This window comes from Rubrivivax gelatinosus IL144 (assembly GCF_000284255.1).
Lineage (GTDB): Bacteria > Pseudomonadota > Gammaproteobacteria > Burkholderiales > Burkholderiaceae_C > Rubrivivax > Rubrivivax gelatinosus_A.
The window spans coordinates 533519-555581 of sequence record NC_017075.1; the positions used below are offsets into that span (position 1 = coordinate 533519).

Annotated in this window: 23 protein-coding genes; 15 read left to right on the top strand and 8 right to left on the bottom strand. The window is 70.2% G+C overall.

From position 1 onward, the window contains the following. Window positions 1-30: 30 nt before the first annotated feature. Complete coding sequence (locus tag RGE_RS02495; RefSeq protein WP_014426726.1) at window positions 31-402, top strand: response regulator; 372 nt, start codon at window positions 31-33, stop codon at window positions 400-402. A gap of 12 nt (window positions 403-414) precedes the next feature. Here the strand turns inward: RGE_RS02495 and RGE_RS02500 are convergent, their stop codons facing one another. The 4 genes from RGE_RS02500 to metK form a co-directional block, all read right to left on the bottom strand. Then, window positions 415-1470 carry a S66 family peptidase gene (locus RGE_RS02500; RefSeq protein WP_014426727.1) on the bottom strand — a complete coding sequence of 352 codons (1056 nt, stop codon included), beginning with the start codon at window positions 1468-1470 and terminating at the stop codon, window positions 415-417. Window positions 1471-1538: 68 nt separating this feature from the next. Further along, entirely contained in the window at window positions 1539-2867 is a 1329-nt protein-coding gene (locus RGE_RS02505; RefSeq protein ID WP_014426728.1) for a type II toxin-antitoxin system HipA family toxin, read from the bottom strand. Beyond that, the gene (locus tag RGE_RS22990) at window positions 2864-3181 is read right to left on the bottom strand and encodes a helix-turn-helix domain-containing protein (protein ID WP_014426729.1); all 318 of its coding nucleotides are present in this window, start codon (window positions 3179-3181) and stop codon (window positions 2864-2866) included. The genes RGE_RS02505 and RGE_RS22990 overlap by 4 nt, the downstream gene beginning before the upstream one ends. Window positions 3182-3584: 403 nt before the next feature. Further along, window positions 3585-4766, bottom strand: a complete 1182-nt coding sequence (gene metK / locus RGE_RS02515; protein ID WP_014426730.1) for a methionine adenosyltransferase — start codon at window positions 4764-4766, stop codon at window positions 3585-3587. A 212-nt stretch (window positions 4767-4978) separates the two neighbouring features. Here metK and RGE_RS02520 point away from each other — a divergent pair, with 212 nt between their 5' ends. The 6 genes from RGE_RS02520 to RGE_RS02545 are packed head-to-tail and all read left to right on the top strand — an operon-like array spanning window position 4979 to window position 10402. Beyond that, window positions 4979-5833, top strand: coding sequence for a lysophospholipid acyltransferase family protein (locus tag RGE_RS02520; protein ID WP_043783744.1), 855 nt, complete (start codon window positions 4979-4981; stop codon window positions 5831-5833). Then, complete coding sequence (locus RGE_RS02525; protein WP_014426732.1) at window positions 5830-6720, top strand: lysophospholipid acyltransferase family protein; 891 nt, start codon at window positions 5830-5832, stop codon at window positions 6718-6720. Before RGE_RS02520 ends, RGE_RS02525 begins: the two co-directional genes overlap by 4 nt. A gap of 7 nt (window positions 6721-6727) precedes the next feature. Next, a complete protein-coding gene (dapF, locus tag RGE_RS02530; RefSeq protein WP_014426733.1) occupies window positions 6728-7573 on the top strand; it encodes a diaminopimelate epimerase in 846 nt (281 codons plus the stop codon). Continuing rightward, entirely contained in the window at window positions 7570-8235 is a 666-nt protein-coding gene (locus RGE_RS02535; RefSeq protein WP_014426734.1) for a DUF484 family protein, read from the top strand. The genes dapF and RGE_RS02535 overlap by 4 nt, the downstream gene beginning before the upstream one ends. An 8-nt stretch (window positions 8236-8243) precedes the next feature. Then, window positions 8244-9182, top strand: a complete 939-nt coding sequence (locus RGE_RS02540; RefSeq protein WP_014426735.1) for a tyrosine recombinase XerC — start codon at window positions 8244-8246, stop codon at window positions 9180-9182. 38 nt (window positions 9183-9220) lie between these two features. Beyond that, the gene (locus RGE_RS02545; protein WP_014426736.1) at window positions 9221-10402 is read left to right on the top strand and encodes a class I SAM-dependent rRNA methyltransferase; all 1182 of its coding nucleotides are present in this window, start codon (window positions 9221-9223) and stop codon (window positions 10400-10402) included. A 4-nt stretch (window positions 10403-10406) separates the two neighbouring features. Here the strand turns inward: RGE_RS02545 and RGE_RS02550 are convergent, their stop codons facing one another. Both RGE_RS02550 and RGE_RS02555 read right to left on the bottom strand, forming a co-directional pair. Next, window positions 10407-11342, bottom strand: a complete 936-nt coding sequence (locus tag RGE_RS02550; protein ID WP_014426737.1) for a YcjF family protein — start codon at window positions 11340-11342, stop codon at window positions 10407-10409. Between the two features lie 76 nt (window positions 11343-11418). Beyond that, the gene (locus RGE_RS02555; protein ID WP_148280104.1) at window positions 11419-11892 is read right to left on the bottom strand and encodes an Lrp/AsnC family transcriptional regulator; all 474 of its coding nucleotides are present in this window, start codon (window positions 11890-11892) and stop codon (window positions 11419-11421) included. Window positions 11893-12046: 154 nt separating this feature from the next. Here RGE_RS02555 and glmS point away from each other — a divergent pair, with 154 nt between their 5' ends. Together glmS and RGE_RS02565 are read left to right on the top strand one after the other, a co-directional pair. Further along, window positions 12047-13897 (top strand): glutamine--fructose-6-phosphate transaminase (isomerizing), encoded by a 1851-nt coding sequence (gene glmS / locus RGE_RS02560; protein WP_014426739.1) that lies wholly within the window; start codon window positions 12047-12049, stop codon window positions 13895-13897. A gap of 39 nt (window positions 13898-13936) precedes the next feature. Continuing rightward, on the top strand, window positions 13937-14365 hold the full coding sequence (locus RGE_RS02565) for a hypothetical protein (protein WP_043783746.1): 429 nt from the start codon (window positions 13937-13939) through the stop codon (window positions 14363-14365). A 152-nt stretch (window positions 14366-14517) separates the two neighbouring features. Here the strand turns inward: RGE_RS02565 and RGE_RS02570 are convergent, their stop codons facing one another. Then, window positions 14518-14967 carry a carboxymuconolactone decarboxylase family protein gene (locus RGE_RS02570; protein ID WP_014426741.1) on the bottom strand — a complete coding sequence of 150 codons (450 nt, stop codon included), beginning with the start codon at window positions 14965-14967 and terminating at the stop codon, window positions 14518-14520. Between the two features lie 200 nt (window positions 14968-15167). On the opposite strand from RGE_RS02570, the gene RGE_RS22995 reads away from it, so the two are divergent. From RGE_RS22995 to RGE_RS02585, 3 genes are read left to right on the top strand one after another with little or no spacing between them, the layout of a single operon-like run. Further along, window positions 15168-15959 carry an acetoacetate decarboxylase family protein gene (locus RGE_RS22995; protein ID WP_014426742.1) on the top strand — a complete coding sequence of 264 codons (792 nt, stop codon included), beginning with the start codon at window positions 15168-15170 and terminating at the stop codon, window positions 15957-15959. Continuing rightward, entirely contained in the window at window positions 15952-16404 is a 453-nt protein-coding gene (locus RGE_RS02580) for a DUF2000 domain-containing protein (RefSeq protein ID WP_014426743.1), read from the top strand. Before RGE_RS22995 ends, RGE_RS02580 begins: the two co-directional genes overlap by 8 nt. Then, window positions 16395-17186, top strand: a complete 792-nt coding sequence (locus RGE_RS02585; RefSeq protein ID WP_014426744.1) for an AraC family transcriptional regulator — start codon at window positions 16395-16397, stop codon at window positions 17184-17186. The genes RGE_RS02580 and RGE_RS02585 overlap by 10 nt, the downstream gene beginning before the upstream one ends. Window positions 17187-17204: 18 nt before the next feature. Here the strand turns inward: RGE_RS02585 and RGE_RS02590 are convergent, their stop codons facing one another. After that, window positions 17205-18155: a LysR family transcriptional regulator gene (locus tag RGE_RS02590; RefSeq protein WP_014426745.1), complete on the bottom strand. Its 951-nt coding sequence runs from the start codon at window positions 18153-18155 to the stop codon at window positions 17205-17207. A gap of 133 nt (window positions 18156-18288) precedes the next feature. Between RGE_RS02590 and RGE_RS02595 the strand changes: the two genes are divergently transcribed. From RGE_RS02595 to RGE_RS02605, 3 genes are all read left to right on the top strand, one after another. Next, a complete protein-coding gene (locus RGE_RS02595; protein WP_014426746.1) occupies window positions 18289-19218 on the top strand; it encodes a dihydrodipicolinate synthase family protein in 930 nt (309 codons plus the stop codon). A gap of 187 nt (window positions 19219-19405) precedes the next feature. Further along, window positions 19406-20539, top strand: a complete 1134-nt coding sequence (locus RGE_RS02600; RefSeq protein WP_014426747.1) for a porin — start codon at window positions 19406-19408, stop codon at window positions 20537-20539. An 11-nt stretch (window positions 20540-20550) separates the two neighbouring features. Continuing rightward, complete coding sequence (locus tag RGE_RS02605; protein WP_014426748.1) at window positions 20551-22005, top strand: MFS transporter; 1455 nt, start codon at window positions 20551-20553, stop codon at window positions 22003-22005. Window positions 22006-22063: the final 58 nt, after the last annotated feature.

Genomic DNA, 22063 nt, shown 5'->3' on the forward strand with positions numbered 1-22063 from the left:
ACCACCAAAACTCCGTCAGCGTCCACCGCCATGGCCCAAGTCCTCGTCGTCGACGATTCGAGCACGATGCGCGAAATCGTCTCCAGCTTCCTCAGTCAGAACGGCTTCGACGTCGCCGTCGCCAGCGACGGCCGCGACGGCCTCGCCAAGCTCGGCGCCGATCCGGGCATCCGGCTCATCGTCAGCGACGTCAACATGCCCAACATGGACGGGCTGACGATGGCGCGCACGATCCGCCAGGACCTGGGCAACAAGGACGTGCGCATCGTCATGCTGACCACCGAGGACAACGCCGCGATCCGCGCCCGCGGCCGCGAGGCCGGCGTCACCGGCTGGATCGTCAAGCCTTTCCGCGGCGAGGCGGTGCTGGGGCCGTTCCGCAAGCTCTGCGGCATGGCCTGAAGACGCGGCGCCTCAGGCCAGGCGCTGCTCCAGCGTGCCGCCGGGGCTGCGGCCGTCCCGGCGCAGCCGGGCCATCGCGCCGTTGAGCAGCAGCCATTGCGGCGGCCGGTGGCCGATGTCCAGATCGGCCAGCACCGGGGAGGGCAGGTCGGCCGTCGATTGCTCGACGGCCCGGGCATCGTCCAGGCGTTGCGGGTCGTCGGCCGGCTCGGCGCCGCTGCGCCCGATCAGCATCGCCGCCACGCCGTCGAACCAGCCGGCCGCGCGCAGCCCGCGCAATGCGCGCACCAGCGCAGGCGGCGGCAGTTCGGCGTTCTCCAGGTACAGCAGCGTGGCTTCGCCGCGTGCAGCGCTGCGCAGAACGTAACCCGGCAGGTCGCCGTCGGGCGATGCGGCCAGATGCATCAGCGTGTCGATGCAGCCGCCGATCAGCCGGCCCTGCAGGTCCAGCGCGCCGGCGGCAGCGGCGTTCACCGGGCGCCAGATCGTGGTTTCGCTCAGTTGGTAGGGCTGCTCCGGCGCGCTGGCGAAGTCGGTCCACTGGCGCTGCCAGCGGCTTGACGCGGCCTGCACGAAGCGGCCGCCGGCCGGCGTCGCCAGGTGCTCGAAGAGCGCGGCCGTCAGCGGGTCGTCCTGGCCCGGCACCAGGTCCATCAGGCAGGGGCCGTGGGCCGTGGCCCAGCCCAGGCGCAGCGTGATCGGCAGCAGCAGCGTGCTGGTGTCCGAATAACCCAGCAGCCATTTCGGCCGCGCCCGGGCCAGCGCCGCCCAATCCAGGCGCTGCAGCACCTCGATGGCCAGTTCGCCGCCCCAGGGCGGCACGATGGCGTCGACGTCCTCGCGCAGAAGCAGCGCCATCAGCTCGGCGGCGCGTTCGGCGGCCGGGGCGCTGGCATCGTCCTGCTGCTGCCGCAGGCAGCGGCCTTCCTCGACGACGAAGCCGCGGGCGCGCAGCACGCCGAGCGCCAGTTCCAGCCGCGCATGCAGGCGTGGCGCGACGCCCGAACTCGGCGCGGTGACGGCGATGTGGCTGCCGGGGCGCAGCGGGGCGGGGTAGATCGTGGACATGGGTCGATGATGCCGGCGTACTCTTGCCGGCGACGCGTGGCGATCCACCCGTCGACCCATGGGGCGGATCAACTCATGAGCGGCAGGGGCGAGCGTCCCAGCTTCTCTCGTGGCGGCTCCTTGGGCCGGGCCACATCGGCAAGGCCTTCGGCCTGCAGCAAGGGCGCCAAGGACGGCAGGCTCCAAGTCTTGCGCAGCCGCAGGCTGTTGAGGCCTTCGTTCCAGGCATGCAGCATGCGCGGCCCGACGCGCTCGAAGTTCTTGAACGTGCGGCTGGCGCTTACCACGTCAGGCGACACGTCCACGACGGCCTGGCAGAGCCGCTCCACCCTCTGTTCGATGTGCTGCGGCTTCAGGCCGCAATGCGTCTGCAAGTAGAGTTCCAGTGCCTTGCCCGGGCTCCAGGTGCTGCGGCCATGCACCGACATGCCCGGCGGGTTCTTGCAGTAGTCGTCGTAGACCGTGATGGTCAGCATGTCGTAGACGGGCGCCAGCCGGACGTCTTCGCTGCCGGAGTAGAGCAGCGCGATGTTCTTCGTGTGGCAGTCCGCGTTGCGCAGTGCATAGGTCAGCAGCAGCAGGTCACCCAGATGCGACAGTGCCTGCGCCTGACAGGCCGGTGGCGTGACGTTCTTGATGCGGTTGGCGACCTTCTCCCAGGTCGACTCGTATTTCTGTTCGGGGCGCAGGGCCAGCAGGCTGCAGAGGTCTTCCATGCCCAGCCGTGTGGCCCCGTCCGCGGCGTAGTCGAAACGATGCACCACCAGCGCCTGCCCGTCATCGGACACCTCGGTCCTGGCGGCATGTCCGAAAGCGAGCTGTGCCACCCGCATGCAGAAATGCTCGTTGAGCGCCACCCCGGGCAGCTTCTCCGTGGTGCCCTTGATGATGAAGCGCTCCGTGGCCAGCGTCGACTTGTGATGACCTTCCGGAAGCTCCTGGGTGCCGGGCGACAGGAACTTGGGCACGACGCCGGACACGCCGCTCTGCGCATAACGGTGTACCAGTTCCACGAAGGCCGCCTCGGAGTTGTCGCCTCGCAGGATGTCGCGCAGCTCGAATGCCGGCGCCGGAGCGACGGGGTCAGCACCCTCGGGCGCCACCTTGACGCGGCCAATCGCGTTGCGGCCCACCACCGAAAGCAGGCTCAGCGGCGAGGCCCCGATGTGCGGGCCCAACTGTTCCTGCAGGACCGACAGCAGGTAGCCCTCCGGCAGATTCATCCGGAACACCGGATGCAGTTCGGGGTAGGCGTATGACTTCGTCCGCACCGGCATGAGCAGGGAGACGAAGTCCTCGGCCGCCACGCCGGGATGGTAGGTGAGCACGTGCTCGAAGTTGTCGGGCGACTCCAGTGTCGCCACGGCCTTGTTCTGGACGAAGACGGTGAGCTTCAAAGCGGCTCCTCGAAGCTCGTCTTGGCAGAACCCGGGTTGTCGTGAGCGGCCTCGCTGCGCCGCACGCGCAATGCGTCATCCAGGGTGAACTGCGGCCGCTCCTCGGTGACCGCCAGCCCGTGCCCCAGCACCTCCAGAAGGCGAAGTAGTTTTCGACTCCCGAACTCGGCGACCTGACCCGTCTCGAATCGAGCCAGCGTCGACTGCCCCATCCCGGTGAGGGCGCCCAGTTCCTTTTGTGTCAGGCCTTTGGCCTTGCGCAGCCTGGCCACCTCGCGGCCGAGGTCCGCCAAGCTGGAAAGTTGATGCTGCATTTGCTATGTTCCTGCTACGGAGGTTTCGGTCTGAGAATGCTGTATTTGCTATCAACGGCATGCCCGCCTCGGTGCCAAATTCCCTCTTGAGACGGTGCAAAGAGGGCGCTCTACGGCTGACGGAATATAGCAAATACGGCATCCATCGGCAGGCGACCGTAGGCGTCAAAGGTTAAAACGCTTTCTTGGTTATAGCAAATAAGGCAAGAACCTGGCCCCGGATGGATGCCTCCGCTGCGCAGGCGCTTCTGGCCACCGAGGCTGCGGGCTCGAACCAAGGGTCCGTGCGGAAGCGGGGCGTGCCGGGGCCTGCGTGGTGCACGACCGCGGTTGTCCGACGATCGCCCGAAACCCATGAAAAAGGCGGCCCGCAGGCCGCCTTTCGTCCGGGTGTCGGATGGGGTTACAGACCAGCAGCCGCGCGCAGCGCCGCAGCCTTGTCCGTCCTCTCCCAGCTGAACTCCGGCTCTTCACGGCCGAAGTGGCCGTAGGCCGCGGTCTTCTCGTAGATCGGGCGCAGCAGGTCGAGCATCTGGATGATGCCCTTGGGGCGCAGGTCGAAGTGGGCTTCGACCAGCTTGGCGATCTCGGCGTCGGAGATGACGCCGGTGCCTTCGGTGTAGACCGTGATGTTCATCGGCTTGGCGACGCCGATCGCATAGGCGACCTGCACCTGGCACTGGCGCGCCAGGCCGGCGGCGACGACGTTCTTGGCGACGTAGCGCGCGGCGTAGGCGGCCGAGCGGTCGACCTTGGACGGGTCCTTGCCGGAGAACGCGCCACCGCCGTGCGGGCAGGCGCCGCCATAGGTGTCGACGATGATCTTGCGGCCGGTCAGGCCGCAGTCGCCTTGCGGGCCGCCGATGACGAAGCGGCCGGTCGGGTTGACCAGGTAGCGCGTGTCCTGCAGCCATTCCTTGGGCAGCACCGGCTTGATGATCTCCTCGATGATCGCCTCGTAGAAGCTGGGCTTCAGCTTGGTGGCGGTCTCGCTTTGGTCGGGGTGGTGCTGGGTCGACAGCACGACCGTGTCGATCGAGTGCGGCTTGCCGTCGACGTAGCGCATCGTCACCTGGCTCTTGGCGTCGGGGCGCAGGAAGGGCAGCTTGCCGTTCTTGCGCAGCTCGGCCTGGCGCTCGACGAGGCGGTGCGCGTAGTAGATCGGCGCCGGCATCAGCTCGGGCGTCTCGTCGCAGGCGTAGCCGAACATCAGGCCTTGGTCGCCGGCACCGGTGTTCAGGTGGTCGTCGCTGGCGTGGTCCACGCCCTGGGCGATGTCGTTGCTCTGCTTGTCGTAGGCGACGAGCACCGCACAGCCCTTGTAGTCGATGCCGTAGTCGGTGTTGTCGTAGCCGATGCGCTTGATCGTGTCGCGCGCGACCTGGATGTAGTCGACGTGCGCGTTGGTCGTGATCTCGCCGGCCAGCACCACGAGGCCCGTGTTGCACAGCGTCTCGGCGGCCACGCGGCTGCGCGGGTCCTGCTTGAAGATCGCGTCGAGGATGGCGTCCGAGATCTGGTCGGCCACCTTGTCGGGGTGGCCTTCAGAGACGGACTCGGAGGTGAAGAGGAATTCGTTCGCCACTGCTGAAAAGCTCCTGATATCTGTCTATCGAACCCTGACTGCGCGATCGTCGGGGTCAGACACTTCTGGAGCCGCGGCGAACGCTTTAGCGGATTTGTTGAGCCAACCCCACCCGAAGTGGCGTTCGGCCCGGCGGCGCCTCGGTATCCTTCGGCTCCCGCGTCGCCCCGCAAGTTGTCCTGTTAACTCGGCGACGCGCGGATCATACAAGCATGTTTTTCCTGGTTCGCTGGCTATCTCGCCGTTCCTTGCGCTTCCTCCACATCCTGGGCGCTTTTCTCGGTTGGCTGGCCTACTGGTTTTCCCCGACTTACCGCCGCCGCCTCGACGCCAACGCCGCGCTGGCCGGCCTGACGGCCGCCGAACGCCGCGAAGCGGTGGCCGACGCCGGCCGTCTGGTGATGGAAGTGCCGCGCCTGTGGCTGCGCCCGCGCGACGAGCCGATCGCCGACCCGGTGCGCTGGGAAGGTGCCGAGCTGATGGAGTCGCTGGTCGGCCGCGGCAAGGGCCTGGTGCTGCTGACGCCGCACATGGGCAGCTTCGAGATCGCCGCGCAAGCCTATGCCGAACGCTTCGGCGCGCGCCAGCCGATCACCGTGCTCTACCGCCCGGCGCGCAAGCAGCTGCTGCGCGAGCTGGAAGAGACCGCGCGCGCGCGCCCGGCGCTGGCCACCGCGCCGGCCACGCTGGCCGGCGTGCGCCAGATGCTGCGTGCGCTGAAGAAGGGCGAGACCGTCGGCCTGCTGCCCGACCAGGTGCCGCCCGAAGGCCAGGGCGTCTGGGCGCCGTTCTTCGGCAAACCCGCCTACACGATGACGCTGGCCGCGCGCCTGGTGCAGCAGACCGGCGCCGAGATCGCCATCGTCTGGGCCGAGCGTCTGCCCCAGGGCGCCGGCTACGTCGTGCGCGTGATGCCGCTGCCCGAGCCGCTGCCCGAAGGCGGCGGCGACGAAGCCGCCGCGTGTGCCGTCAACCGCTCGATGGAAGCCGTCATCCGTCTCAAGCCCACGCAGTACCTGTGGGGCTATCACCGCTACAAGGCGCCGCGCAGCGGCGCGTCCTCATGACTCTGCTGTCCCGCGCCGTGCTGGCGCTCGTCTGGCTGCTGCACTGGCTGCCGCTCGCGTGGCAGGCCGCGCTCGGGCGCGGCCTGGGCGCGCTGTTCTACCGCCTGGCCGGTTCGCGCCGGCGCATCGCGCTGCGCAACCTGGAGCTGTGTTTCCCCGCCAAGCCGGCGGCCGAACGCGAACGCATCGCGCGCGAGCACTTCGGCTGGCTGGGCCGCAGCCTGATCGAACGCGGCCTGCTCTGGTACGCCAGCCCCGAGCGGCTCAAGCGCCTGATCCACGTCGAAGGCCAGGTCCACCTGGCCGACGAGAGCGAGCGCCCGGTGATGTGGCTGGTGCCGCACTTCCTGGCGCTGGACGTCGCCGGTGCCGCGACGCAGCTCTTCCAGAAGCGCTGGGTGGCCTCGATCTACCAGCGCCAGAGCAATGCCGTGATGGACGCCGCGATGCGCAGCGGCCGGCTGCGGTTCAAGCAAGGCGAGGTGTTCTCGCGCCACGAGAGCGTGCTGCCGCTGATCCGCGCGATCAAACGCGGCGCCGCCTTCTTCAATCTGCCGGACATGGACTTCGGCCGCCGCGACGCCGTCTTCGTGCCGTTCTTCGGCGTGCCGGCGGCGACGCTGATGGCGCCGGCCAAGATGGCCGGTTCGCTGAAGATGATCGTGCAGCCGGTCATCGCCGAGTTCCTGCCCGGCGGCGCCGGCTACCGCGTGCGTTTCCTGCCGCCGCTGGCCGACTGGCCGACCGGCGACGCCGAAGCCGACGCCCGGCGCATGAACGAGTGGATCGAGAGCGAGGTCGTGCGCAACCCGGCGCAGTACCTCTGGGTGCACAAGCGTTTCAAGACCCGCCCGGTCGGCGAGCCCAAGCTGTACCCGAAGCGATAATCCGGCGATGCGACTGCGCTTCACCAAGATGCACGGCGCCGGCAACGACTTCGTCGTGCTCGACGCCACCGGCGCGCCGCTGGCGCTGTCGCGCGAGCAGATCCGCCGGCTGGGCGACCGGCGCTTGGGCGTCGGCGCCGACCAGATCCTCGTCATCGAGCGCAGCACGACGCCGGGCGTCGACTTCCGCTACCGCATCTTCAACAACACCGGCGACGAGGTCGAGCAGTGCGGCAACGGCTCGCGCTGCTTCGTGCGCTACGTCGTCGACCACGGGCTGACCGACAAGACGACGATCCGCGTCGAGACCGTCAACAACTTGCTGGAACTGTCGCTGGCCGCCGACGGCCGCGTGCGTGTCGACATGAACCGCCCGGTGTTCGACCTGGCGCGTGTGCCCTTCGACGCCGGCGGGCTGACGCCGCGCCTCGTCAACGGCGTCGAGCTCTGGCCGCTGGCCGACGCCGGCGTCGAGGTCGCGGTGCTGTCGATGGGCAACCCGCATGCGGTGATGCGCGTGGACGACGTCGACACCGCGCCGGTGGCCACGGTCGGCCCGCTCGTCGAAAGCCATGCGCGCTTCCCGCGCCGCGTCAACGCCGGCTTCCTGCAGGTGCTGTCGCGCGCCGAGGTGCGGCTGCGCGTCTACGAACGCGACGCCGGCGAGACGCTGGCCTGCGGCACCGGCGCCTGCGCCGCGGTCGTCGCCGGCATCCGCCTGGGCTGGCTGGACCGGCGCGTCGAGGTGCACGCGCGCGGTGGCGACCTGCTGATCGAGTGGCCCGACGACAGCGCCTCGGTGCTGATGACGGGCCCTGCCGTGACCGTCTTCGAAGGAGAAATCGAGCTGTGAACCTCCAGGGCATCACCGAAAACGACATCGCCGAGTACCTGGCCAACACGCCCGGCTTCTTCGAGCGCCACGCCGAACTGCTGTCCAGCGTGCAGCTCACCAGCCCGCACGGCCAACGCGCCGTCTCGCTGCAGGAGCGGCAGATGGAAATGCTGCGCGACCGCATCAAGGGCCTCGAGATGCGCATCGTCGAGATGATCCGGCACAGCCAGGAGAACGTCGGCATCGCCGAACGCCTGCACCGCTGGACGCGTGCGCTGCTCGTCACCGCCGACGCCGCCGCGCTGCCCGAGGTGCTGGTCGACGAGCTGCAGCACCAGTTCATGATCCCGCAAGCCGCCCTGCGGCTGTGGAACGTCGCCCCGGCGCACGAAGGCCAGCGTTTCAGCGCGCCGGTCAGCGACGACGTGAAGAGCTTCACCGACAGCCTGTCGCAGCCGTATTGCGGCGTGAACGCCGGCTTCGAGTCGGTCGGCTGGCTGCCCGAGCCGAGCGCCATCGCCTCGCTGGCGCTGATCCCGCTGCGCAACGCGGCCGGCAGCTTCGGCCTGCTGATCCTGGGCTCGCCCGACCCGACGCGCTACAGCGCCGACATGGGCACCGAGTTCCTGGTGCGCATCGGCGACACCGCGGGAGCGGCTCTTTCTCGTCTGACGGCCTGAGCCCGACGATGGACGCCACGCTGCCCGACGACGTGCAGCGCTGGCTGGACCACCTGGGCGTCGAGCGCCGGCTGGCGCCGCGCACGCTGACGCTGTACCGCGACGCGCTGCAGCGCCTGGCCGCCAGCGCCCAGGCCGACGGCGTCGCGCTGCGCTCTGCCCAGCCGCACCACCTGCGGCGCTGGATGGGCACGCTGCGCACCGCGGGCCTCGCGCCGCGCAGCATCGCGCTGGTGCTGTCGGCCTGGCGCGGGCTGTACCGCTGGTGGGGCCGCGAAGGCCTGGTGCCGGCGAATCCGGTCGACGGGCTGAAGGCGCCCAAGGCCGCCAAGCCGCTGCCCAAGGCGCTGCCGGTCGACCAGGCCGTCGCGCTGGCCGAACACGAGAACGAAGACGGCGACGCCCGCCTGGCGGCGCGCGACCACGCGATCGTCGAGCTGCTCTACGGCTGCGGGCTGCGCATCGGCGAGCTGCTGGCGCTCGATGTCGCCCCGTCGGCCACGGCCGCCGGCTGGATCGACGCCGAGGACGCCAGCGCCCACGTGCTCGGCAAGGGCCGCAAGCGGCGCAGCGTGCCGGTGGGCGCCAAGGCGCTGCAGGCGCTGGCCGCCTGGCTGGCGGTGCGCGGCGAGCTGGCCGCGGCCGGCGAGCCGGCGCTCTTCGTCAGCCGCAACGGCGAACGCCTGTCGCAAGGCGGCTTGCGCACGCGGCTGCGCCAGCTGGCGCTGCAGGCCGGGCTGCCGACGCACGTGCACCCGCACATGCTGCGCCACAGCTATGCCAGCCATCTGCTGCAGAGCAGCGGCGACCTGCGCGCGGTGCAGGAGCTGCTGGGCCACGCCAGCATCGCGACGACCCAGGTCTACACCAAGCTCGACTTCCAGCACCTGGCGCGCGCCTACGACGCCGCGCATCCGCGCGCCAAACGCAAGACGCCGGGCGGCTGAGCCGGCCCGGGGCCGCGGGCGCTGAGACAATCGCGGCCATGAAATCGATCCGACTGCGCGAAGGCAAGGAGCGCTCGCTGCTGCGCCGCCACCCCTGGGTGTTCCAGGGCAGCATCGAAAAAGGCAAGGCCGACCCGGGCGAGACGGTGCGCGTCGAAGCCTCCGACGGGCATTTCCTCGCCTGGGGTGCGTTCAGTCCCAGCTCGACGATCCGTGTGCGCGCCTGGAGCTTCGAGGCCGGCGAGCGCATCGACGCCGCCTTCTTCGAGCGCCGCATCGCCTCCGCATTGGCGCTGCGCCGCAAGCTGCCGGTGGCCAGCGACGGTGTGCGCTTGATCCACGGCGAAGCCGACGGCCTGCCCGGGCTGATCGTCGACCGCTACGGCGACCTGCTGTCGGTGCAGTTCCTGTCGGCCGGCAGCGTGCGCTGGAAGGAGACGATCGCCGACGCGCTGATGGCGCAGACCGGCGCGCGCGGCCTCTACGAACGCTCGGACTCCAGCGTGCGCTCGCTCGAAGGGCTGGAGCCCGTCACCGGCTGGCTGCGCGGCGGCGGCCCGACCGAGGTGACGATCCGCGAACACGGCTGGAAGCTGACGCTGGACGTGGCCACCGGCCACAAGACCGGCTTCTACCTCGACCAGCGCGACAACCGCGCGCGCTTCGCCGAGCTGGTGCGCCAGCAGGGCGCCCAGCGGGTGCTGAACTGCTATTGCTACACCGGCGGCTTCAGCGTCGCGGCGCTGGCCGGCGGCGCGCGCCAGGTGACCAGCGTCGACTCGTCGGCGCCGGCGCTGGAACGCGTGCGTGCCCACGTCGAGCTGAACGGCTTCGACGCCGCGCGCAGCCAGACGCAGGACGCCGACGTCAACCAGTTCCTGCGCGACGAGCTGAAGGCCGGGCGCCAGTACGACGCCATCGTGCTCGACCCGCCGAAGTTCGCGCCGACCGCGGCGCACGCCGAGCGCGCGTCGCGCGCCTACAAGGACATCAACCGCCTGGCGCTGAAGCTGTTGGCCCCTGGCGGGCTGCTGCTGACCTTCAGCTGCTCGGGCGGCATCGGCGCCGAGCTGTTCCACAAGATCGTCGCCGGCGCGGCGATGGACGCCGGCGTCGACGGCGCCATCCTGGCCCGCCTGGAAGGCGCGCCCGATCACCCGACGACGCTGTTCTTCCCCGAGGGCGAGTACCTGAAGGGCCTGGCGATCCTGAAGCTCTAGGCGCTCAGCGCCCGCGCACCAGCGCCATGACCTTGGCGGTGTCCAGCGTGCGCGCCTGCTGCTGGATCTGCGGCGCGTACTGCGCCTGCAGGCCACGCGCCTGCTGCAGCAGCTCGGTATAGGTGCTGCGCAGCATCTCGGTGGAGAAGGTGCGCCCGCCGGCGTAGTAACGCTTGGCGACCTGGCCCAGCGCCCAGGTCGTCGCGAAGCTCAGCCCCGAGCTGACGGCCTGCTTGCCCAGGCCGCCGAGCAGCCCGCCGCCGACGCGCCCGAGCAGCCCGCCGAGCAGCTTGCGCCCGGCCTGCTCCAGGTACTGCGATGTCAGGCCCACGCCGGCCGTGGCCAGGAAGTCCTTCACGTGGCCGCTGTCCAGCGGGTAGCCGTAGGCCAGACCGACGCGGTGCACCAGCTTCATCTGCAGCGGGATGATGGCCAGCGTCGACAGCGACTCGGGCAGCAGCTCCAGCGCGCCGTTCAGGATGGCGGCGTTGAGGATCGCGCGGTCGAGCTCGGCTTCGTCGACCGCCGGCTTGGTGGCCGCCGGCGCGGCCGTGGCCGGCAGCACCTCGGTGGCCAGCGTTTCGGCCTGCGCGGCGTAGGCGTCGGCCTGGTCGACGTCCAGCCCGAGGCGCTGCGCCAGGTCGGCGAGGAAGGCGCGCTCGGCGTCGCTCTGCGAGCCGTCGGCGTCGCAGACGCCCACCGCCATCTCGTAGGCCAGTTGGCGCGCGTCGTCGCTCGTCAGAGCCGCGGCGGCGCCGGCGACGTCCACGCGCTTGAGCAGTACGTCCTGCACCAGCGACGGCAGATCGACCGCGGCGTCCTGCGCCAGGCCTTCGGCGATGCGGCGGATCTGCTCGCGTTCGCGTTCGTGCTTGCGGCCGTCGGCGAAGGCGGCGAGCAGGGCGATAGTCAGGACGGCGCGGGTGTCGGCGGTGTTCATCGGGCGGTGGCGGCGGGTGGTGACGCGCGCACTCTAGCGAGCGTGCTTTGGGCCGCCGCGCCGCGGGTGCTTGGCCTCAGCGTGCCGGCGCCGGCAGCGGCAGCCGCGGGTCGAACTTGGCGCGCTTGACGCTGAAGAAGGCCTTCACGTTGCGCACGTTGGCGTCCTGCGTGAACAGGCGCTGCACCAGCGCGTGGTAGCCGGCCATGTCGGCGGCGTGCACGACGAGCACGAAGTCCGGCCCCGGCGAGACGCGGTAGCACTGCTGCACCGCGGCGTCGTCGGCCACACGGGCCTCGAAGGCGTCCAGGTGCTCGGCGCCCTGGCGGTCCAGCGTGATCTCCACCAGCGCCGTCAGCCCGGCGCCCAGGCGTTCGGGCGAGAGCAGGGCGACGCGGCGCTCGATGACGCCGCCGTCGACCAGCCGCCGCACCCGCCGCAGCGCCGTCGCCGGCGAGGTGTGGGCACGTTCGGCCAGCGCCTGGTTGGACAGCGAGGCGTCGTCCTGCAGCAGTTCGAGCAGGCGGTGGTCGGTGGCGTCGAGATCCATGGCGAAAGAATATGCCATCAGATATGCCGCGGAGAAAGAAAAAGTCGATACCTAGCTCGCGTGGGTGAATCGTTCACAAGTCGGCCATCAATGAACGAAAACTTCATCCGCCCCGGCCTAGCATCCCGCCACCGAAGTTCGAAAGGTTGAATCCATGTGCGGCATCGTCGGCGCGGTCAGCACGCGCAACATCGTCCCGATCCTGATCGAAGGCCTGAAGCGGCTGGAGTACCGCGGCTACGACTCCTGCGGCGTGGCCGTGCATCAGGATGGCGAGTTGCGCCGGGCGCGCAGCACCTCGCGTGTGGCCGAGCTGGAAGCCAACGTCGGGCGTGACGGCATCGCCGCCACCACCGGTATCGCCCACACGCGCTGGGCGACGCACGGCGCGCCGCTGGTGCACAACGCCCACCCGCATTTCTCGGCCGGCCCTGGCGCCGACGGCCCGGGCCGGATCGCGCTGGTGCACAACGGCATCATCGAGAACCACGACGAGTTGCGCGCCGAGCTGCAGCAGCGCGGCTACGTCTTCGCCAGCCAGACCGACACCGAGGTCATCGCCCACCTGGTGCATCGCTATTACGAAGGCGACCTGCTCGAAGCCGTGCAGCGCGCGCTGCCGCGGCTGCGCGGCGCCTACGCGATCGCCGTCTTCTGCCGCGACGAACCGCACCGCGTGGTCGGCGCGCGCCAGGGTTCGCCGCTGGTGCTGGGGGTCGGCGAAGGCGAGAACTTCGTCGCCTCCGACGCGATGGCGCTGGCCGGCGTCACCGAACGCATCGTCTACCTGGAAGAAGGCGACGTCGTCGACCTGCAGCTGGGCCGCGTGTGGATCAGCGCCGCCGACGAGCAGGGCCGCTACCGCGCCGTCGAGCGCGAGGTGCGCACCGTCGCCGCCTACAGCGGCGCCGCCGAGCTGGGGCCGTACCGGCACTACATGCAGAAGGAGATCTTCGAGCAGCCCAAGGCCATCGCCGACACGCTGGACGCGGTGCCCGGCATCAGCCCCGAGCTGTTCGGCGACGGCGCCTACCGCATCTTCAAGGAAGTCGACCGCGTGCTGATTCTGGCCTGCGGCACCAGCTACTACGCCGGCAGCACCGCGCGCTACTGGCTGGAGTCGGTGGCCGGCATCCCGACGACGGTGGAGATCGCCAGCGAGTACCGCTACCGTGACAGCGTGCCCGACCCGCGTACGCTGGTCGTCACGATCAGCCAGAGCGGCGAGACCGCCGACACCCTGGCCGCGCTGAAGCACGCGCGCAGCCTGGGCATGAAGCACACGCTGACGATCTGCAACGTCGCCACCAGCGCGATGGTGCGCGAGTGCGAGCTGGCCTACGTCACGCGCGCCGGCGTCGAGATCGGCGTGGCCAGCACCAAGGCCTTCACGACCCAGCTCGTCGCGCTGTACCTGCTGACGCTGGCGCTGGCGCAGGTGAAGGGCCGGCTGACCGACGAGCAGGAAGCCGCGGAACTGAAGGCGCTGCGCCACCTGCCGCTGGCGCTGCAGGCCGTGCTGGCGCTGGAGCCGCAGGTCATCGCCTGGAGCGAAGACTTCTCGCGCAAGGAGAACGCGCTGTTCCTGGGCCGCGGGCTGCATTACCCGATCGCGCTGGAAGGCGCGCTGAAGCTCAAGGAGATCAGCTACATCCACGCCGAGGCCTACCCGGCCGGCGAGCTGAAGCACGGCCCGCTGGCCCTGGTGACCGAGCAGATGCCGGTGGTGACGGTGGCGCCGAACGACGCGCTGCTGGAGAAGCTGAAGAGCAACATGCAGGAAGTGCGCGCCCGCGCCGGCCAGCTCTACGTCTTCGCCGACGCCGACAGCCACATCGCCAGCGACACCGGCGTGCACGTCATCCGCATGCCCGAGCACTACGGGCGGCTGTCACCCATCCTGCACGTCGTGCCGCTGCAGCTGCTGGCGTACCACGCCGCTTGTGCGCGGGGGACGGATGTGGACAAGCCGCGGAATTTGGCTAAGTCGGTGACGGTGGAGTGAGGGGGCGCGGCGCCGGGCCCGACCATCACAGGACGATCCATGAAGCTGAGCCGCAAGCTGGCCTGGCTGTCATTGAGCGTCGTTGTCGCGGCGGCGCTCGTTTTCCAGGGCTTCCGCAACCAGCAAGGGTATTGCCGCGCACAGGGGCGTCCCTTGACCGACGCGGAGATGGTGCAGGCTGCCGTGCGCCATGTGGCGGGCGACGTCGGCATCGATACTGAGCCGTCGGTCGTGCGCGCTTGGGTGGAAGCCCATCCCGGCTGCTGCGAGGTGGATCGCAGCTCCCTTCTCACCTCCAGCGTCTGGAGCAGGGTGATCGGCGAGTACTGGATCTGGGTCACCTTGACCTACGACGTGCGGCCCGAGAAGGCCATGGGCGGTTTACGTCGGTACCGGCAGTCTGTGGAAATCGGCGCCTGCGGCCAGCGGGGCGACGTCTTCGGTGAGTTCATCGACCCGGCCAAATAGGACCGCTTCAACATCCAGCACGAGGCCGCGAAGACCCTGCTTTGCGACACCGAGATCGCCGTGAGCCGGTACAGCCCGGCGGCCGCCACCGCGTGCGCCAGCTCGGGGGCCGCGCTCCGGCCATCCCGCGTCGCCTTGGCGGCCCGCCGGCTTCACGCCCTGGCCCGCGGTTTCATGCGGAAGCTGATGCCCATGCGGTTGATGGCGTTCATCGCGGCGATCGTCAGCGTCAGATCGACCAGATCCTTCTCGCCGAACACGGCCAAGGCGGCGGCATAGGCATCGTCGGAGGCGTGGGTCTCGCTGACGCGCGTCACCTCCTCGGTCCAGGCCAGCGCGGCGAGTTCCTGCTCGGTGAAGAGGTATCTCGCTTCGTGCCAGACCGGGACGAGCACCAGCTTCTCCACCGACATGCCTTCGGCCAGCAGGTCCCGCGTGTGGATGTCGATGCAGTGCGCGCAGCCGTTGATCTGCGACACGCGCAGGAATACCAGGTGCGTCAGCAAGCTCGGCAGGCTGGTGCTCTTGCTGACGTAGTGATGCAGCGTGCCGACCGCCTTGGCGCCTTCGGGAGAGGCCTGGAACCAAACAGCGCGATTCATGAATCGGATTCCTTCGAAGTGAACGATGTGCGGGGGCCGGGGCCGGCCTCCTGATCACAAGACGTTCGACTTCGCGCGGCTGTGACACGGGTCGCGGCAGTCGCGCGGAATTCGCGCTGAGCGCTGCCGCTGGAGCGTGGCGCAGACCCGGTTCACAAACGTTCTAGGCAGCCCGACCGCCGTTCTGCAGCATCCGGGGCATGCACGCATCACCCTGGATTCATCGCAGCTTCACCGCGCCCTTCACCACGACGGGGCGCTCGGCCCTGGTGCCGCCGCCACCCTGGCATTACGCCGGGTGGCTGCTGAACGTGGCCTTCCGCTTCGACGCGGCGGCGGCGGCCGCGCTCGTGCCGCCGGCCGCGGGCCAGGCGACCGGCCGCGGCTGCGTGCACTTCGCCGACTGGCAGGCCACCACCGATGGCCACGAGCTGCTGGACCCCGTCATGGCCCAGTACCGCGAGACCATCGTCGTGCTGGAACTTGAGCGGCCCGACGGCAGCCGCTGCATGTACTGCCCCGCCATCTGGGTCGATCAGGACATCTCGATGCTGCGCGGCCTGCTGCAGGGCTGGCCCAAGAAGATGGGCAGCACCTGGCTCACGCGCAGCCTGCCGCTGGACCATCCTGCCGCGGCGCCATGTCGTGCGGGCAGCCGCCTGGGCGCCAGTCTGGCGGTCAAGGACCGGCGCGTGCTCGAGGCCCGGGCCACGCTCACCGGCCGGCCAGGGTTGCCGCTGGGTTTCCTGGCGCAGCCCACGATCGGCGCCGTCGGCTGGCCCGACCTGCGGCAACCTCGCCAACTGCCGGAGATCACGCTGCTCAGGGCCGACATCCAGGGGCGTGTCGGCGGCGACTGGTTCGACGCCGAGGCCACGCTGCATCTGCTGCCGCATCCGGCCGAGGACATCGGCCTGCTCGGCGAACTGAGCGCCGAGCAGGCCAGCGCCGGCTGGCTGGGGATCACGGTGACGGGAGCGCTGGATGTCTGAGCCGGGCGGCCCCGTCGTCGCGCCGGAAGACGCCGACAAGGTCGCCGTCGTCCTGGCGGCAGAGCTGGCGCCGGGCCCGGCCGCGAACATCGCCGCCTGCCTGGCTGCGGGCCTGGCCGCGGCGACCCCGGGCTGGGCCGGACGCGAACTGGTCGACGGCGCCGGGCTCGCGAGCGTCGCTTCGTCGCATGTCCCGATCACGATCCTGCGCGCGACGGCCGACACGATGCAGGCCTTGATGCAGCGGCTGGCGGCGCCGGCGCGGGCCCATGGCTGCACCCTCAGCCTGTTCCCGGCCTATGCTCAGGCGATGCATGACGGTGATGCCTATGGCGAGCGCCACGCCGCGAGCGTGCACACCGACGAGGTGATGCTCGGCATCGGTCTGCATGGCCCCAAACGGTCGGTGAACCGGCTGACCGGAAGCCTGCCGCTGTGGCGCTGAAGCGCTCCGAGGTCTACCGCCTGCGGGTGTTCGACCTGGAGCAGGTGCGTCATCACCAGGACGGGCAGGAGTGGGTGCCGCACTGGCACGACGAATGGTCCTTCGGCGCGGTGGTGCAGGGCGAGTGCCGCTGCAGCGTCGGCGGCCGCCCGTTCGTGGCGCGCGCGGGCGACCTGATCGCGATCGCCCCGGGTGTCGTGCACACCGGCGCGCTGGTCGCCGGGCCGCCCGGCGACGGCGTCACGGTGATGATGTTCTACGTGCCCGCGTCCTGGCTGCAGCACGCCGGGCTGCAGGCCCCGGCGCAGAGCACGAAGCTGGCGTCGCCCGGGCTCGCCGAGGCCGCGGTGAAGCTGGCGTCGGCCGACGAGGTGTTGGCCTGGCTGCGGCGCGCCGTGCCGGCGCTGACCGGCGCTTCGCACCTTGCACGCGCCGAAGCCGACGCCTTGCCCAGCGAAGCGGTGCGCGAGCTGATCCGCCGTGTGCAGGTGGCCGTGCTGCGTGGCGAACAGACCGTGTCGGGCCTGGCGCGGCAATGCGCCGTCAGCCGCCAGCGGCTGCATCGGGTGCTCTGCCGCTGGCTCGGCATGTCGCCGGCGTCGTACCTGCTCGCGGTCCGGGTGCACCGCGCCCGGCAGTTGCTGCTCGACGGTGCCGGGCTGGCTGCGGTGGCGGCCGAATGCGGCTTTGCCGACCAGGCGCACTTCACGCGGTGGTTCAGGCGCACGTTCGGCTACAGCCCAGGTGACCTGGTACAGGCCAGCCGGGCACGAGCGCCGTAGACGCCCCCGCAGGGCCCGTCAACGCGCGCCCAGCAACTCGTCGTTCAGCGGCTCGTCCGTGATGTGCCCGCCCCAGGAGGCGACCAGCTCCTGGATCGTCTGCGCGACGACGCGGCAGGGCGGCGACAGCTTGCCGTGGCGCGGCAGTGCCAGCGCGAGGTGGCGGCGCAGGTCGGGCTGCACCAGACGGCTGGCCTGCAGGCGGCCGCTGCGCAGGTCGTGGGTGATGGAGTAGGGGCCCAGCACCGAGTACAGCGGCCGGCCGGTGCCGCGTGCCACCAGTTCACGCTGCACGGTCAGCGAGTCGGCCTCCAGCACCGCACGCAGCTGGAAGCCCAGGCCGCGCGCGGCGTCGTCCAGCGCGCTGCGCCAGTGGCTCGGGCGGCGCGGCAGCACCAGCGGCAGGTCGGCCAGGCGCGAGAACGGCACCGTCGGCTGGCGCGTCAGCTCGTCGCCCGGGGCGCTGACGAGGTAGGTCTGGGCCACGCACAGCGGGATCTCCTCGCCGCCGGCCGGCTTGCGGAAGCGGATCAGGATCGCCAGGTCGACGGCGCCGCTGTCGAGCATCGCGTCCAGCTCGGTGCCCTGCGCTTCGGCGACGTCGAGCTGGATGCCCGGCTGCGCCGCTTCCAGCCGCTCGTGCAGCCGCGTCAGCAGCGGGTGCGCGGCCGACGGGATGATGCCCAGCCGCACCTGGCCCAGCAGCTGGCCGGCGTCGGCGCGCAGGTCCTGCGTCAGCTGCTCGGTCTCGTGCACCCAGGCGCGCAGCCGCACCGCGGCGCGTGCGCCCAGCTCGGTCAGCACCACGCCGCGCCCGGTGCGCCGGAACAGCGGGCCGCCGCACAGCGCCTCGAACTCGGTGATCTGGCGGCTGATGTGCGACTGCACGGTCTGCCGCCGCGCGGCCACCTTGCTGATGCCGCCGGCCTCGGCCACTTCCAGGAACAGACGCACCATCGCGACGTTCATGACCCTGTCTCCGACTCGGTCTTAGATTTGCCTATAGCGGCAACTCTGAAAGCTCGGAATTGTATCTATGAAGATATCGCGACAATTCCTACAGTGGCCTCCATCGCAACCCCTTAGCTGAAAGGAAATAGACATGACTGCGATCGATCTGCGAGGCCTGAACCCCGCTCCCGTCACCCCCTTCACCCAGGACGGCGCGGTGGATTACCCCGCGATCCAGCGCCTGGGCAGCTGGCTGGCCAGCGTGCCGGGCGTCAAGAGCCTGACCGTGCTGGGCCACGCCGGTGAAGGCACGTTCCTGGAACGCGACGAGCAGTGCCGCGTGATCGAAGCCTTCCGCGAGTCGGTCGGCGGCAAGCTCCCGATCATTGCCGGCATCACGCTCGAAGGCACGCAAGTCGCCGCCGAGGAAGCCAAGCGCGCCGTCAAGGCCGGCGCTTCGGCCGGTCTGCTCTACCCGTCGCACGGCTGGCTGCGTTTCGGCTACCAGAAGGGCGCGCCGCAGGACAAGTACAAGGCCGTCTACGAAGCCAGCGGCCTGCCGCTGATCCTGTTCCAGTACCCGGACGTCACCAAGTGCACGTACGACCTGGAAACCCAGCTCGAGATCGCCGCTCAGCCGGGCGTCTTCGCGATGAAGAACGGCGTGCGCAACATGAAGCGCTGGGACCGTGAGATCCCCGTCATCCGCAAGGAGCGTCCGGACCTGCAGATCCTGACCTGCCACGACGAGTACCTGCTGCACACGATGTTCGACGTCGACGGCGCGCTGGTCGGCTACGGCTGTATCGCCCCGGAAGTGCTGGTCGAGATGATCGCCGCCGGCAAGGCCAAGGACTACAAGAAGGCGCGTGAACTGCACGACCGCCTGCTGCCGGTGACGGCCAACGTGTACCACCGCGGTTCGCACATGGAAGGCTCGGTCGCGCTGAAGTGGGCGCTGGTCGCTCGCGGCATCCTCGAGCACGCCGCCGTGCGTTCGCCGCTGCTGCCGCTGGCCCCGGGCGCCGAGCACGAGATCGCCGCCGCGATGGCCGCCGCCGGCCTCGGCCGGGTGCGCTGAGCCCCCTGGCAGGCGGGGCTGCCGGCTCGCGCCGCCCCGCCTGCCCGCCACCGCGAGCCTGCATCGCCCACGATCGTCACGATCGTCGAAGACCAGAACTAGACCAAAACGGCGGAGACTGGCGCATCGCAGTAGCCCGCACCCAGAGCGGGTGGCGCTATCTCGCCGAGCCACGAGAGAGATAGACATGACAAGCTTCCCGCTCCCCACCCGGCGCCTGGCGCCGGGTGCGGCCCGGGCCGCCGGCACGCTGTGCGTGCTCGGGCTGGCCTCCGGTGCCGCGTTTGCCCAGGTCACCCTGGGCGGCACGCTCGACGTCGCCACGCGCCACGTGCGCAACGGTGACCTCGGTTCGATGAACTCGGTCGTCAGCGGCGCCAACACCACCAGCAAGCTCGTCGTGCGCGGCCAGGAAGACCTGGGCGGCGGCCTCAGCGCCGGTTTCTACCTGGACGGCACCATCCTCGCCGACAGCGGCACGACGAACACCCCGTTCTGGGATCGCCGCGCCACCGTCGGCCTCGTGCACCAGCGCTACGGCGAGGTGCGCATGGGCCGCGACTGGGTGCCGACGCAGCTGGTCTGGAACGCGATGGACCCGTTCTCCACGATCGGCATCGCCGGCGCCAACACCTTCCGCACGGTCTACGGTTCCCGGGCGATGGGCCAGGCCTTCGGCGCCAACGCCACCGGCGCGGCGCAGAACCCGACGCTGCGTGTCGCCAACGCCGTCGAATACATCCTGCCGGGCGGTCTCGGCGGCTTCAACGGCGCGCTGATCGTCACCACCGGCGAAGGCGGTTCGGCCGGTGCCGGCCAGACCAAGAGCGACGGCTTCCGTCTCGGCTGGGCGCAGGGCGCCTGGCAGCTCGGCGCGTCGCAGTTCACGGTGCGCAACGCCAACCAAGACGAAGACTTCAGCGACCGCGTCTGGGGTGTCGCCTACGACGCCGGCTTCGCCAAGCTCAGCGTCGGCCAGCGCCGCTGGAACTACCGCAGCGACACGACGACCAACAGCCTCGTCGGCATCATCGTGCCGCTCGGCGCCGGGCAGCTGAAGTTCAGCTATCTCCGTGCCGACCAGACCGGCGCCACCGCGGCGCTCAGCGCCAACGACGCGACGCTGCTGGGTGTCGGCTACGTCTACTCGCTGTCCAAGCGCACGGCGCTCTACGCGCACGCGGCGCGCCTCAGCAACCAGGGCGGAGCCAGCTTCGCCATCGCCGGCGGTCCCGCCACCAGCGGCGTCGCCACTGCGGCCAACTACTTCGGCGGCCAGCGCTCCACGGGCTTCGAGCTCGGCATGCGCCAGGACTTCTAGGAGCCGCCGCCATGAAAGACTCTTCCACGCTGCCCATTCCGGGCGGCATGTCCGACGCCGCCTCCGCGATGAACACCACCGCCGCGACGCCGTCGGCCCGCGCCCGTGCGCAGCTGCTGTTCCGGCTGGAGAACGTGCCGTTCTGCCGCTGGCACACCAAGGCCCGTGTGATCATGGGCAGCGCCACCTTCTTCGACGCCTTCGACGCGCTGTCGCTGGCCTTCGTGCTGCCGGTGCTGGTCGGCCTGTGGCATCTGTCGCCGGGCCAGGTCGGCCTGCTGATCGCCGCCGGCTATCTCGGCCAGGTGGTCGGCGCGCTGCTCTTCGGCTGGGTCGGCGAGCGCTACGGCCGCGTGCCGGCGATCTCCACCGCGGTCGGCGTGATGTCGGTGATGAGCATCGCCTGCGCCTTCGCCGGCAACTACGAGGTGCTGTTCCTGCTGCGCCTGCTGCAGGGCATCGGCGTCGGCGGCGAGGTGCCGGTGGCGGCGACCTACATCAACGAGCTGTCGCAGGCCAAGGGCCGCGGGCGCTTCTTCGTGCTCTACGAGCTGATCTTCCCGCTGGGCCTGCTGGCTGCGGCGCAGGTCGGGGCCTTCGTCGTGCCGCGCTTCGGCTGGGAGTACCTGTTCCTCGTCGGCGGCATCCCGGGCGTCATCATCCTGATGTTCATGATGCGTCTGCCCGAGTCGCCGCGCTGGCTGGTCGGCAAGGGCCGGCTGCACGACGCCGAGCAGGTCATCCGCCAGGTCGAGGCCGCGACGCCCAAGCGCAGCCTGGACGCCCAGCGTGACGCCGGCGAGATCGAGCAGCGCGTGCAAGGCCTGACCGACGGCATCGGCAAGCAGAACAAGGCTTCGTGGAAGGAGCTGTTCTCGGTGGTCTATCGGCCGCGCACGCTGGTCGTCTGGGTGCTGTGGGCCTCGTCGTACTTCGTCGCCAACGGCATCAACAACTGGCTGCCGACGCTCTACAAGACGGTCTACCACCTGCCGCTGCAGGAAGCCCTGCGCATGGCGTCGCTGAGCAACGTGATGAGCGTCTGCGCGGTGCTGGCCTGCGCGCTGTTCGTCGACCGCATCGGCCGCCGCCGCTGGGCCATCGGCAGCTTCATCGTCTGCGGCACGCTGCTCGCCACGCTGGCCTTCCTCGGCGCCGAAAGCGCCTGGTCGGTGATGCTGCTCGGCTCCTCGGCCTACGCGGTGATGGGCACGACCACGGTGCTGCTGTACCTGTACACGCCGGAGATCTACCCGACCCGCATGCGCGCCATCGGCACCGGTCTGGCCACCTCGTGGCTGCGGGCGGCTTCGGCCACGGCGCCGGCGGTGGTGGGTTTCGTGCTCACCGGCTATGGCATCGCCACGGTGTTCGGCATGTTCGCGGCGATGACCGTCATCGGCCTGATCGCGGCACGCCAGATGATCGAGACGGCCAACCGGTCGCTCGAAGAGATCTCGCCCTGATCCCGGGCTGAGACCCACCGGCGCGGGGGAACCCGCGCCGGTTTCCCTGATTCCCCAA

Bases quoted from the DNA above. Each gene is read 5' to 3' on its own strand.
- RGE_RS02525 (WP_014426732.1), top strand. From the start codon at position 5,830: ATGACTCTGCTGTCCCGCGCCGTGCTGGCGCTCGTCTGGCTGCTGCAC.
- RGE_RS02540 (WP_014426735.1), top strand. From the start codon at position 8,244: ATGGACGCCACGCTGCCCGACGACGTGCAGCGCTGGCTGGACCACCTG.
- RGE_RS02605 (WP_014426748.1), top strand. From the start codon at position 20,551: ATGAAAGACTCTTCCACGCTGCCCATTCCGGGCGGCATGTCCGACGCC.
- RGE_RS22995 (WP_014426742.1), top strand. From the start codon at position 15,168: ATGCACGCATCACCCTGGATTCATCGCAGCTTCACCGCGCCCTTCACC.
- RGE_RS02595 (WP_014426746.1), top strand. From the start codon at position 18,289: ATGACTGCGATCGATCTGCGAGGCCTGAACCCCGCTCCCGTCACCCCC.
- RGE_RS02520 (WP_043783744.1), top strand. From the start codon at position 4,979: ATGTTTTTCCTGGTTCGCTGGCTATCTCGCCGTTCCTTGCGCTTCCTC.
- RGE_RS22990 (WP_014426729.1), bottom strand. From the start codon at position 3,181: ATGCAGCATCAACTTTCCAGCTTGGCGGACCTCGGCCGCGAGGTGGCC.
- RGE_RS02570 (WP_014426741.1), bottom strand. From the start codon at position 14,967: ATGAATCGCGCTGTTTGGTTCCAGGCCTCTCCCGAAGGCGCCAAGGCG.
- RGE_RS02590 (WP_014426745.1), bottom strand. From the start codon at position 18,155: ATGAACGTCGCGATGGTGCGTCTGTTCCTGGAAGTGGCCGAGGCCGGC.
- RGE_RS02565 (WP_043783746.1), top strand. From the start codon at position 13,937: ATGAAGCTGAGCCGCAAGCTGGCCTGGCTGTCATTGAGCGTCGTTGTC.
- RGE_RS02600 (WP_014426747.1), top strand. From the start codon at position 19,406: ATGACAAGCTTCCCGCTCCCCACCCGGCGCCTGGCGCCGGGTGCGGCC.
- RGE_RS02500 (WP_014426727.1), bottom strand. From the start codon at position 1,470: ATGTCCACGATCTACCCCGCCCCGCTGCGCCCCGGCAGCCACATCGCC.
- glmS (WP_014426739.1), top strand. From the start codon at position 12,047: ATGTGCGGCATCGTCGGCGCGGTCAGCACGCGCAACATCGTCCCGATC.
- RGE_RS02580 (WP_014426743.1), top strand. From the start codon at position 15,952: ATGTCTGAGCCGGGCGGCCCCGTCGTCGCGCCGGAAGACGCCGACAAG.
- dapF (WP_014426733.1), top strand. From the start codon at position 6,728: ATGCGACTGCGCTTCACCAAGATGCACGGCGCCGGCAACGACTTCGTC.
- RGE_RS02495 (WP_014426726.1), top strand. From the start codon at position 31: ATGGCCCAAGTCCTCGTCGTCGACGATTCGAGCACGATGCGCGAAATC.
- RGE_RS02555 (WP_148280104.1), bottom strand. From the start codon at position 11,892: ATGGATCTCGACGCCACCGACCACCGCCTGCTCGAACTGCTGCAGGAC.
- RGE_RS02545 (WP_014426736.1), top strand. From the start codon at position 9,221: ATGAAATCGATCCGACTGCGCGAAGGCAAGGAGCGCTCGCTGCTGCGC.
- RGE_RS02550 (WP_014426737.1), bottom strand. From the start codon at position 11,342: ATGAACACCGCCGACACCCGCGCCGTCCTGACTATCGCCCTGCTCGCC.